This is a genomic window from Streptomyces sp. NPDC059499 (assembly GCF_042749285.1).
In the GTDB taxonomy this organism is placed as follows: domain Bacteria; phylum Actinomycetota; class Actinomycetes; order Streptomycetales; family Streptomycetaceae; genus Streptomyces.
Genome location: NZ_JBHYTT010000025.1, coordinates 65,635 through 76,887 on the forward strand (window position 1 = coordinate 65,635; position 11,253 = coordinate 76,887).

The 11,253-nt window shown below is 68.7% G+C and carries 12 protein-coding genes and 1 pseudogene; 6 read left to right on the forward strand and 7 right to left on the reverse strand.

Annotated features, from left to right (window positions below; translation table 11 throughout):
• Positions 1–360 (forward strand): LuxR C-terminal-related transcriptional regulator (locus tag ACFW9O_RS35055; RefSeq protein ID WP_384615068.1); only part of this gene is annotated, 360 nt, incomplete at its 5' end.
• 269 nt (positions 361–629) lie between these two features.
• Here ACFW9O_RS35055 and ACFW9O_RS35060 read toward each other — a convergent pair.
• Both ACFW9O_RS35060 and ACFW9O_RS35065 read right to left on the reverse strand, forming a co-directional pair.
• Complete coding sequence (locus tag ACFW9O_RS35060) at positions 630–1,460, reverse strand: alpha/beta fold hydrolase (protein WP_384615070.1); 831 nt, start codon at positions 1,458–1,460, stop codon at positions 630–632.
• A gap of 386 nt (positions 1,461–1,846) precedes the next feature.
• The gene (locus ACFW9O_RS35065; RefSeq protein ID WP_351166340.1) at positions 1,847–2,206 is read right to left on the reverse strand and encodes a helix-turn-helix domain-containing protein; all 360 of its coding nucleotides are present in this window, start codon (positions 2,204–2,206) and stop codon (positions 1,847–1,849) included.
• Positions 2,207–2,285: 79 nt separating this feature from the next.
• Between ACFW9O_RS35065 and ACFW9O_RS35070 the strand changes: the two genes are divergently transcribed.
• From ACFW9O_RS35070 to ACFW9O_RS35085, 4 genes are all read left to right on the forward strand, one after another.
• Positions 2,286–2,990 (forward strand): SDR family NAD(P)-dependent oxidoreductase, encoded by a 705-nt coding sequence (locus ACFW9O_RS35070; RefSeq protein ID WP_384615072.1) that lies wholly within the window; start codon positions 2,286–2,288, stop codon positions 2,988–2,990.
• 344 nt (positions 2,991–3,334) lie between these two features.
• Positions 3,335–4,591, forward strand: coding sequence for an ATP-grasp domain-containing protein (locus ACFW9O_RS35075; RefSeq protein ID WP_384615074.1), 1,257 nt, complete (start codon positions 3,335–3,337; stop codon positions 4,589–4,591).
• A 772-nt stretch (positions 4,592–5,363) separates the two neighbouring features.
• The gene (locus tag ACFW9O_RS35080) at positions 5,364–6,617 is read left to right on the forward strand and encodes an MFS transporter (RefSeq protein ID WP_384615076.1); all 1,254 of its coding nucleotides are present in this window, start codon (positions 5,364–5,366) and stop codon (positions 6,615–6,617) included.
• 111 nt (positions 6,618–6,728) lie between these two features.
• Entirely contained in the window at positions 6,729–7,031 is a 303-nt protein-coding gene (locus tag ACFW9O_RS35085; RefSeq protein ID WP_384615077.1) for a hypothetical protein, read from the forward strand.
• A gap of 14 nt (positions 7,032–7,045) precedes the next feature.
• Here the strand turns inward: ACFW9O_RS35085 and ACFW9O_RS35090 are convergent.
• Both ACFW9O_RS35090 and ACFW9O_RS35095 read right to left on the reverse strand, forming a co-directional pair.
• A pseudogene (locus ACFW9O_RS35090) lies at positions 7,046–7,219 on the reverse strand (IS5/IS1182 family transposase); the annotation flags it as partial.
• A 183-nt stretch (positions 7,220–7,402) separates the two neighbouring features.
• Positions 7,403–7,552 carry a hypothetical protein gene (locus ACFW9O_RS35095; protein WP_384615078.1) on the reverse strand — a complete coding sequence of 50 codons (150 nt, stop codon included), beginning with the start codon at positions 7,550–7,552 and terminating at the stop codon, positions 7,403–7,405.
• Between the two features lie 145 nt (positions 7,553–7,697).
• On the opposite strand from ACFW9O_RS35095, the gene ACFW9O_RS35100 reads away from it, so the two are divergent.
• Entirely contained in the window at positions 7,698–8,141 is a 444-nt protein-coding gene (locus ACFW9O_RS35100; protein WP_384615080.1) for a hypothetical protein, read from the forward strand.
• Between the two features lie 125 nt (positions 8,142–8,266).
• On the opposite strand, the gene ACFW9O_RS35105 is transcribed toward ACFW9O_RS35100, so the two are convergent.
• From ACFW9O_RS35105 to ACFW9O_RS35115, 3 genes are all read right to left on the reverse strand, one after another.
• Entirely contained in the window at positions 8,267–9,373 is a 1,107-nt protein-coding gene (locus tag ACFW9O_RS35105) for a hypothetical protein (RefSeq protein ID WP_384615082.1), read from the reverse strand.
• A 105-nt stretch (positions 9,374–9,478) separates the two neighbouring features.
• Positions 9,479–9,826, reverse strand: coding sequence for an arginase family protein (locus ACFW9O_RS35110; protein ID WP_384615084.1), 348 nt, complete (start codon positions 9,824–9,826; stop codon positions 9,479–9,481).
• 896 nt (positions 9,827–10,722) lie between these two features.
• Positions 10,723–11,172, reverse strand: a complete 450-nt coding sequence (locus tag ACFW9O_RS35115) for a spore-associated protein (protein ID WP_384615085.1) — start codon at positions 11,170–11,172, stop codon at positions 10,723–10,725.
• Between the last annotated feature and the right edge of the window lie 81 nt (positions 11,173–11,253).

Below are 11,253 nucleotides of genomic sequence, written 5' to 3' on the forward strand. Positions count from 1 at the left end.
AGCAACCGGCTCATCTCCCGACGGCTCGACATATCCGAGAAGACCGTGAAGAACCACCTCAGCAGCATCTACTTCAAGATCGGCGCGACCCACCGCACCCAGGCCGCCCTCTACGCCCAGGACGTCGGCCTGACCGGCCCGGAGGAGGCGGCCCCGCCTGCCGGCCCCGCCCTGACCGCACGCGAGCGGGGCGTACTCGGCCTGCTGGCCCAGGGGTTGAGCAACCGGCTCATCTCCCGACGGCTCGACATATCCGAGAAGACCGTGAAGAACCACCTCAGCAGCATCTACTTCAAGATCGGCGCGACCCACCGTACCCAGGCCGCCCTCTACGCCCAGTACGTCGGCCTCGCTTCCTGAACGGCCCGGGGCCGAACCGCCTTCTCCACGGCCGGGGCCCCGGTCACGATGCGCGCACCACCCTCAGGTAACCCGGGCTCGGGCACAGGTGTCCGTTGCCTTCTGCGCAAAATCCCTGCAGCCGGATCGCCGGGGGCACACAGCACCGTCCGACCGGCCCCCCGGCGTTGCCCGCCGAGCCCCCCGTTGCACACCGAAGGTCAGCGCCGGCCACGTCGTGTGCGCGGCCCGCACCGCATCACGGTCCGGTGGACCGGCGTGTGTGCCGGTTACAGGGCGGTGCCGCTCACCGGCCGTCCCTCCTCGACGAGGAACCTGCGCACCAGCTCCCCCGCCTCCTGCCGGCACTCCTCGAAGTAGGCGTGCCGGGCACCGGGGAAGAGATGGGTGCGGGCACCGGGGATACGGGAGGCGAGCAGCGGGAGGTTGTCCGGCGGGGTCAGCCGGTCCTGGTCGCCGTGGAGGATCAGGGTGGGTGCCGTGATGCGCGGCAGTTCGCTCCAGGCGTCGTGCTCGTTGCTGGCAATGAGGTGGCCGCGGCGCGCGTGGGCGGGCATCCGCGGGTCGCCGAGGGTGCGGTAGGGGCCGGGGTGCGTGGCCCGCCACAGGGGCGAGTACATCAGGTCGGCCAGCACCCGGCGTACGCTCTGCGCGTCCGGTTGTGCGAGGGACCGGCGTACCGATGCGTCGCGTTCCACGGCGTGCGGGCCGCCCGGGGAGGTGCAGCCCAGGACCAGCCGGCGGATCCGCTCCGGGTGGCGGATCGCGAGCCGCTGCGCGACCCGGCCGCCCATCGAGGTGCCGTACACGTCGGCGCGGACGATACCGAGGGCGTCCAGGACCGCGATGACGTCGTCGGCGAACTGCCCTATGGAGTACGGCCCTTCGGGCTTGTCGCTGTCGCCCGTGCCGCGCAGGTCCAGGGTGACGGTGGAGCGCACGGTGTGGAAGTCCTCCCGCACACCGTCCCACCAGTGGTGGTCGTTGGCCTGCCCGGCGAGCAGCACCAGCGGTGGCCCCTGCCCCTGGTGCTGGTAGGCCAGTGCGGTGCCGTCCTGGGCGCGGGCGAAGGCCGGGGCCGGCCGGTGGTGTGCGGTCATCGACATCCTTCGAACGGGTACGCGGGCGGTGGCGCGTGGTGGCACGGGTCCGCGTGACGCTGACATGCTCCGCGGGGTGAACCCCGCCCGGTTGCGGGCCTTCCCGTTCACCGCTGTGCCCTTGCGCGACACCCGCGCCCAGGGAGCGGGGCCGGTGTGCGACCGGCCTTGTCCTCGCGCCCGAAGGGGGCCCCATCATTTTCATGGGTGCGGGCGGCGGACGGGCGGGTGGCCCGGCGGTCCGGACACCGGTGTTGGGTGACACCGGCCCCTGCCCGGCCCGGTAACGCCGGGCAGCCTTACGCCGCGGTGCGGCCCGTCCCGTCGCGTCGCGTCGCGGGTGGTGGTTCCTGGCGCCGGGTTCAGGCCCGCGGCCGGCTCATGGGTCAGTGAACCGACTGGCGGGCCCGGGCCACCTCGATGTCCGGGACATGCTGTTCGGCCCAGAGCCGGACGGCGCGCAGCGGGATGAGCAGGGAGCGGCCCAGCGGTGTCAGGGCGTACTCGACGCGGGGCGGGTTCTCGTCGTACTCGTGGCGGCTGATCAGACCGTCGGCTTCCAGGGAGCGCAGGGTCTCGGTCAGGGCCTTGGGGGTGATGCCCCGGATATGCCCCTTCAGATCGCTGAAGCGACGAGGTCCACCGTCCAGGGCGTTGACGACGAACACGGTCCAGCGGGCGCCGATACGGTGCAGCACCGTGCGGCTCGGGCAGGTCGCTGCCATCACGTTGTACGCCGTCCCCATCGCTGCTCCCAGTTTCGTTGAAGATACCGGTATCAAATCCATACCGTTGTACCCGATCGTACGAGAGGGAGAGGGACACATGGAACGGATCCTGGTCATCGGCGGTGCGCGGGCGCTCGGCGCGGCTGTCGCGAGGCGTGCGGTGAAGGACGGGTACGACGTGGTCGTCGGTGCCCGCGATCTGGCTGCGGCCGAAAGGCTGGCGGGCGAGATCGGCGCGACGGCGCTGCGGGTCGATCTGCAGGACGAGTCGACGCTCGCGGCCGCGGCGCACCGGCTGAAGGAGGGCATCGACCACATCGTGACGACCGGTTCGGCGCCGCACGATGTCCGCGCGACCGAGCTGGACCGGGACAAGCTGCTGGCCGCGTTCACCGCGAAGGTGATCGGCCCGATGCTGGTGGCCAAACACTTCGCGCCGGTGCTGCGGCCGGCCGGGTCGATGGTGCTGTTCTCCGGTGTCGTCGGCTGGCGCCCCGGGCCCGGATCACTCGTCAAGGGAGTCACCAACGGTGCCGTCGAGTACGCCGCACGCCACCTGGCGGCGGATCTCGCGCCGGTACGGGTCAATGCCGTCTCGCCCGGTGTCGTCGACTCAGGGGCATGGGATCGCCTCGGTGACAAGAAGGCCGCCCTGCTGAGCAAGAGCGCGGCCAAGACGTTCGTCCAACGCCACGGCGAGAGCGACGATGTCGTCGAAGCGGTGATGTGGCTCCTGCGTGCGGGTTTCATCTCCGGCGAGACGATCCACGTCGAGGGCGGCGCCCGCCACACATCCGGCTGACACCCCGCAGCCGAGCGCTTTCGGGCTGCCGGGTCCGAAACCCGCCAGCACCCACAAGCCACCCCTGAACCCACAGCCCCGCAATCCCGCAGTCCCGCAGTTCCCCGGCCCCGTAGACCCGCAGTCCAGCAGTTCCGCAGCCCGTCCAGCAGTTCCGCAGAGCCTTTTGGGTTCTTCACGCCGGACAGCACGCGTCCGGCTCCCGTGCCCGGGCCGGCCATGGACGGCCCCCTTCGGCCCCGGAACACCCGACGCCCGGCGCCCTCGTTTCGTTTTCCTGGCCGCCACGCGGCTCTCACACAGGCCTGGCCACCACCTCACACCCGTCACCCAGGAGACAGACCATGTCCGAGCACATACTCGTCGTCGGCCCCGGTCGTGATTTTCCCCCCCGCCTGCGCCGCGCCAGGCCCGGGACCCGCACCACGGTCATCTGCGACATCACCTACATCGGCCGGATCCGCGAGCCCGACGAGAACGCCCGGGTCATCTGCCTGCGCAACAAGGCCCCCGAGCAGGAATGGATCGACCTGGCCATGGCCGTGCACAAGGTCGATCCGTTCACCCGCATCGCCTCGTTCGGCGAGCTGGACCAGTTCCCCTACGCGGCGATCGCCGAAACCCTGGGACTGCCCGCACACAGCCCGCACACCGTGAACCTGGCCCACGACAAGGCCGCCATGCGCGCCTGGCTGCGCGAGAAGGGCATCGACGGCGCAGCCTCGGCACGGGTGAACGACCTCGACGAGCTGCGCACCTTCGTACGCAGCCACGGCCTGCCCTGCATCGTGAAGCCGGTGACCAGTGCGGGCAGCGCGGGAGTCAGCAAGGTCACCTCCGAGAGCGAACTGGAGCGCGCCTTCGCATGGGCCGGCGAAGGCGATCCCGGCTTGGCCGGCACGGGCGTGCTGGTCGAGGAATTCTTCGACGGCCCGCAGTTCAGCGTCGAGGCGTTCTCCGAGAACGGCCAACACGAGGTGGTAGGCATCACCCGCAAGTACTCCGACCCGGTGAGGTTCGTCGAACTCGGCCACGTATCACCCGCCGACCTCACAATCGAACAGAGCCGGGACATCAACACGTACGTGACACGGATACTCAAGTCCATCGGCGTGAGCGACGGACCCACGCACACCGAGGTCGTCCTCACCGGCCGCGGCCCACGGCTGATCGAGACACACGTCCGCGTGGGCGGCGACAGCATCCCCGACCTGACCATGGACGCCACCGGTGTCGACCTCAACGACTACGCCGCCCGCCAGGCACTGGGCGAGCAGGTCCTGCCGGACATCCGGGCCGCCCTCAACTCCACGGACCGGCCCAAGCGGGCCTCGGCGATCTGGTTCGCCTCACTCGAGACGACAGGCACCCTCGAAGCGGTCACCGGAACAGACAAAGCAACAGCCGTAACGGACGTGACCGAGGTGAAAGTACTCGCCGAACCAGGCACAACCATCGGCGCACTCGCCGACTCCGACTCGCGACTGGCATCCGCCCGGGCACTGGGAGACACCGCCGACGCCGCACTCGCCGCCGCCCAAAAAGCCGTCTCCCACCTGGAGTTCCAACTCAGAGCACGCCCACAGAACACCGCAGTCTGAACCCACCCCACCAAGCCCACCCACACACCCGCACACCACAAAAGCAGGCAGGTGCGCCCTCCCGGAACCGGGCAGGTGCGAACACGCGGAACCGGGCAGGTGCGAACACGCGGAACCGGGCAGGTGCGAACGCCCGGGCCCGTGCCGATCCGAAAGCATCCCCCTCGAACGGCTCTCCCGGTCTTCCACAACCCGGCACGGCGCGGTCACCGTCCCGGCGAGAAGCGGACGGGTGGGCGGGCGGGCGGGCTGACGTCAGCGGAGACCCGAGAAACGACCGGTGACGTTGTCACCACCCGTTCCTCCACCCCTCCCGGCATCCGCACCGAGCCGGAACCGGCCGCAAGGGAAAAGAACCCCGCCGCGGTTACGCACCGAACCGTCACCCCCAACACGACCGTTGTCATCGCCCCGCCACCCGCACACGACGCCCCGCACCGAACCGGAGCATTAGGGCGTGCCGGCTCCACCAAAGAACTGCCAGCCACACAGAAAGAAGGGGCCCAACCCGGGGCCTCCATGAACCCGGGGCCTCCACGAACCCGGGGGCCCCTGTGACACAGGGCCTCGACGAACCCGGGGCCTCTGCGACACAGGGCCTCTGCGAACCCGGGGCCTCTGCGACACAGGGCCTCTGCGAACCCGGGGGGCTTCTGCGAACTCCCCCGGAGCGGGTGGTTGTTCGTCCGGCAGTTCGCACGGCCGGACGGCACGCAGGCACCGGTCACGCCGAATCATCTCCGGGTCCGAAGACAAAGATTGGAATCCTGTCATGACGATCGGCCCCCAGACCGACACGCCGCCGAAAAGCGGCTCCTCGTCGCGCTCAGGATTCTGGTACTTCTGGGCCGCCTCGGGCACCAGCAGCCTGGGATCCGGAATCACCGCCGTCGCCCTCCCGCTGACCGCCCTCGTCGTCCTGGACGCATCAGCCTTCGGCGTCGGACTCATCACCGCCGCCAGCTACGCAGGGGCGGTCCTCATCGGACTGCCGGCCGGCGTGATCGTGCAACGCTTCCCGATGCGCCGGCTGCAAGTCACCACCGACCTCGCCCGGGCCGCCCTGATCGCCTCAGTCCCCGCCGCAGCCTGGCTGCACATGCTGACACTCACACAACTCGTCCTGGTCGGACTTTTCATCAGCCTGGCCAACATCATCTTCGACGTCGCCAACACCGCCTACCTCCCCCAGATCGTCAGCAAGGAAGAACTGACCGCCCGCAACAGCCTCATCTCCGGAACCATGGCGACAACCCAGCTGGCCGGCCCCTCACTGGGCGGCCTCCTGGTCCAGACACTGGGCGCAGCCACCAGCCTCCTCACCGACGCCGTCAGCTACCTGCTGTCCGCCACCCTCCTGTGGCGCATCCCCAAAGAAAAAACCCGCCCACCCGCACCCAGCCACGAACCCTTCACCACACAGATCAAAGAAGGCCTGAGATTCGTCCTGCAACACCCGGTGATACGCCCCTGCGTAATGGCATCCACCGCCCTCAACCTCTCCTCCGGCGTCGTCCTGGCCCTCGCACCCGTCTTCCTCATCCGAACCGCCGGCCTACCCGCCGGGACCGTCGGACTCGTACTCGCCGCGGACGGCGTAGGAGCCCTCGCCGGCGCCGCGATCACCACCCGCCTCGCAGCCAAGGCCGGCACCGCACGCACCGTGCTCGCCGCAACCACCGCAGGAGCCGTCACCGCCCTGTGCATGCCCCTCGCCCACACACCCTGGACAGCCCCCACCTTCGCCCTCGGCCAAGCCGGATTCGCCGCCGGCATCACCATCCTCAGCATCCTCACCCGCACACACCGCCAAACCGTCACCCCCCCACACCTCCTACCACGCGTCGTCGCCTCCGTCCGCTTCTTCACCTGGGGAGCCCTACCCATCGGCGCACTCCTCGGCGGAATCACCGCCAACACCCTCGGCACACGCAACGCCCTCCTCACCGGCTGCATCCTCGCCTTCCTCGCACCACTCGCACTCACCCTCAGCAACATACGCACCACCAAAAACCTCACCGACTAAGCACTGTCCGGCCGATCACTGACGGCGTGCGTCTGGCTGCTGCTCGAGGCGCCTGTGGCGGCGGTTGGAAGTCGAATTGCCGGGCGCCGGGCGCTGCGCGACCATCGTCGGATGAGTACGGATGAGGGTAGGAAGCTGACGCGGGTTGTCCAGACATGTCCCGCATACCCGTCGCAGTGGGATGCCTGGACGGCGGACGGCCAGTACCTGTATCTCCGATACCGGCACGGCGAGGGCTGCGTCGAGTGGCATCCCGGCCCTGAGAATGACGCTGACACGCCGGAGTCTTGGAACGAGGGCCTCTCCGGGCTCCTGATCGAATGGGACGACGGCAGCGGCAGCGGTGTCATCGGCCTTGAGGACTTCCTTGCGGCAGCGGGCTCGGTGTTGGCGCCGGGCGCCTCGGTGAGTTGAGGTCCTGGCATCGGTCAGGTGCGGAGCCAGATGACGAGGGCGGCTGCGGTGACGGTGCCGAGGAAGACGTAGCCACGCGTGTCGTAACGTGTCGCCACGGCACGGGAGTTCTTCAGCCTGTTGACGGCCCTCCCGATGGTGCTGCGCTTCCGGTACTGCTCCTCGCCGAACCCCGGTAGCCGTCCACCTCACGATCCATTGCGCCCACATCCTGACGGGGCGGGCCGACCCGGCCCAGCTCGCAATCGTCCCATCGTCGTCGGCGTCCGCCCTGCGTTTTCAGCCCGCGTCGTCGGTTCCAGTACTGCGGCCGCCGCAACCCGGACCGTGTCCAGGGGGGCCTGGTAGGCGGCGAGCTCGTAGGCCACGGTTCAGCGGGCCATCTGTTCGGCTTCGCCGACGCCACTGGGCGTGAGCAGGAAGACAGCGGCCACGTACACAGTGATGCCCGCGACTACCACGACGGCCAGCCCCGCCCTCCGCGCCCCCGCGCCGGGACCAGCCGGCACGATCCAGGTCAACCCTGTTCGATCCCTCGTGCACAGGGGTATGCCCTCCCCTGCCGACCACACGTCAGGGCCCGGACCGGATCAGGCCGATGGGGGAATCATGCACACTCGCGTGTCCGGACTGGGCCTCGGTCCGATCCGAGGGGACCACGCCCTCATGACCCCGTTCACGGGCACCCTGCTGCAGATACTCCGGGGATTCCTGCTGATCGCCTGGGTCCTCATGGCCGGTTTCACCGTGTTCACCCCCGACCAGGTCGACGGGAACCTCGCCTGGACGACGGCAGTGGTGATCGCGGCCTACACCATGACATTCGGATGGCGCCTGCTGACCGCCCGGCTCGGCACGAACCGGTGCTACCTCCTGACGGAGGGGATAGCCGTGACCAACCGCTTCGCCCGGGTAACCGACTCCGTGGCCTGGAGCGACGTGACCGGTATCCAGCAGACAACGGTCATCGAACTCTACATGGGAGCCCACCGCATCGAGATCCACCGCAACCAGACCACCAAACCCCTCACATTCCTCGCACCAGGCGTGAAACCACAACTGGTGAAAGCACTGCTCACCGAGGGCCACCGCACAGGAGCCCTCCAGTAAGGGGCGGGCATCGGAGCCCCGGGCCGTAGCCACTCGCTTATGGCAAACACGGATACATCCACCCCGCAACCATCAGCCACACAACCCTCATCATCCGGCACCGCACACAACCCAGGAAACAGCGTCTAGAAGAGGTTGGAAGAGGTGCTGTGCGTGAGGTTCTCGACGATCGTGCGCACCCACAGGCTGCGCGCGGCCGACAGCCGGACCAAAGTGTGCAGGAACGTTTCCCGGTCGGCCCGGAACAGGTAGTTGGGGAGCAGCGGGAGAGGGTCGTCGCGGAGTACGTCTTGGGGTATGCGACCTGACGCAGGAACCGGCAAGTAGGGCTGGGGAGAGACCAGCCACAGCCACACCCCCAGCGGCAGCGGCACCAGGTATGCCGACGCAGTGGGGCTGGCGGGGGTCCAGGTCTGACCTGTCTGCGGATGGACCGGTACGAGGAGGATGTCGACGCCCGCCTCGGAGGAGGGCTGTCCCGGTCCAGCCAGGATGGCGCGCCGCTTCGGGGGGCCTGCGGGCAGCAGGGCGTCGAGCGTGCGTTGGAACACGTCTGCGGTCAGACCGCCCGGGACCTTCACTGGCTGCCCTTGGGAGGCAACCAGCAGGTGGGCGAGCGCCTGGCCGGCTGCCGCCTCCCACTGCGGGCTCCACGACCAGTAGTGGTTCGACCCCATCCGTCCTCCCCACGTGGCAATCGGCTCGAACGGGGACGTCCTCTCCCCCTTCTCTGCCAGCTCCGACCAAGAGAGGGGCGCAGCGTGGATACCGTCAACGGGGACGCGGTGCACGGCGTCCGGGCTGAGCCGCACTGCCTGCCAGAGCGAGCAGTCGTCGACCCTGGTCGCCACGGGAAGGTCGCATGTCTCGCAGGCCATGTTGGGCCCGTCGGCTCCGTCGAGGCCGCAACAGGCACCGCCGCGTTTCTCAGGAATCAGCCGGGTTCCACGGATATCACCGGGCGCGATGACACTCGCCCCGGGCGTGCTGTCGGACAGGGCGTACACCGGCGCGTAGATGCCGCGTGCCTCCGCCTCACCCGGATCGATCTCGTCCCACATCCGCCACGGCCCTCCCCAGGGATCCGGGTCGACAGCGAACGTCCCGGACTCCATGAGCACCGGAAGCTGGGCCCCGTTCCCGTACTTCTGACGGGCGTGGACTGGCAGTGAGACCTGGGACAGCGGGGTGGTCAACTCGGCGCCGCATCCCGCACACACGAAAACGAACAAATGTCCTCCGCCTGGGAAACAGACGCATCGTTGCAGCTCGCCGGCAGCCAGCCAACATGTTTTCTCATTCGTTGTGGGAACAGCACCCGCCACCGTCGTGGAGTGTCAACGGCGCGCGGGCAAGTGCCAGCCGCCACCTCGAGCAGGGACTCGCCGAGCTGCGCACAGCCTGATGCCGGTCCGTGCCGAGAGTCCTCGGTGCAAACATTCCGTGAGACGGGCCGCGATCGTCCCGTCGGGGTCGAGACGGGGGTTGAAGATCGTGATGTCGAGGCCGACGGCCCGGTCACCGGACAGAGCCGTCCGCAGCACGCTCTCCAGCTCCGCCCAGGTCAACCCGCCGCCAAACGCTGCACCAACACCCTGCCCTCCTCCCCCGGCGGCCGAACACCTGACCCAGCACACCAGAGCCAGCCCGGATACCTGACCGCCCGCCACACGCATACACGGCATGCACGACGAGCAGGGCAGGCAGAACCGACAGTGAACCGATCCGACCCCCGCACTACGCAAGCACCGACCAGCGACCGCCCCGTGTCGTAGCCACAGGGCACGAAGGACGAAAAGCGCAAGAGGCGAAGGGTGGAAGGGGCGACGGATGAAGGGTTAGGCGTCACAGCCAGTGCATTGGACCTCACCACCGGGCAGAACCCACCCGCAACCCGACCAACGCGAAACGCGCTCCACAGGCCCCGCCCCGGAACGCAGGCGGACGGCCACCCCGCGGGAGACGCACCACCCCACTTACACCAGCTGAGCCTTGAACAGCTCGATGCCGATCCGGTGAGAAGTCCCCCGATCGCCTTCATCTTGCTTGCGGTACACGAAACGGGCCGCACCCACGCCGCGACCCCAACGGACCAGGCCGCACGGAGCGACGGGACCGGACCGGACAGGTCCGGACCACGGGACCGGACGGGACGGTCAGGATGCCCCCGCACATGATCTTGTCCGGATTCGGGGGCAACGCGAAGGCCACGCAGCCTGATCCGGGCGTGATGACACATCAGGATCGCTCCGGCGCAGTCGCATACCGAGAGCCGAAACGGGACGGGGAGGGTGGGGCGGCGGGCCGCGGGGCGGTCCTCGCCGCGGCACCTCTCGGGTATCGCCGGGCCGGGCCCGTATCGGCGGGCTGCGGCCAAGCACACTGCGAAGTCCCACGCCACCGCCGCCGGCTGACGGCTGCCTGGCAGCTGTCAGCCGTCAACCGTCAGCCGTCAACCGTCAGCCGTCAGCCGTCAGCCGTCAGCCGTCAGCCGTCAGCCGTCAGCCGCAGTGTTCGCCGGGGCCAGGCTTGGATGACGGTGGCGGTGGCGCGGGAACTTCGCGGGCGGTGCAGTGACGGGTCAGCGGACTTCGGTGACCCGGCGCTCCCTCAGGGCAGCGCAGTTGGAGTTCTCCACCGACACGTAGATGTTGTCGATGTTGCCGCCCCAGCTGACGCAGTAGCCCCGGCCGTAGACGTAGGCCGGCCCGGCGTACGAGGTGAAGTTCCCGTAGTCGCCCGCCCACTCGTCGGTCGCGGGAACGTAGATGTACGTGGACATGTTCTTCACCGCGCCGGGGTTGCTACGGATCGTCGCGACACAGTTCTTGCCGTTCGTCGGGTTGTACGTCAGGTACACCGTCCCCAACGAACCGACAGGAACCGAGTTCACGGTCTTGTACGCACTGCCACACACCGTCCGCGGCGTCACATTCGGCGCAGCAGAAGCAGACGCACTCAGCACCGTCGTGCCACCCACCGCCAAAGCAGTCAACGCCCCAGCCGCCGCGATACTACGCGTCATCATCATATTTCCCCCTTACACCTCGGAGAGCGATTTGCTCACACAAGATGTGACCCACAACACACACGGAAGGTTGTACCAAGCCCA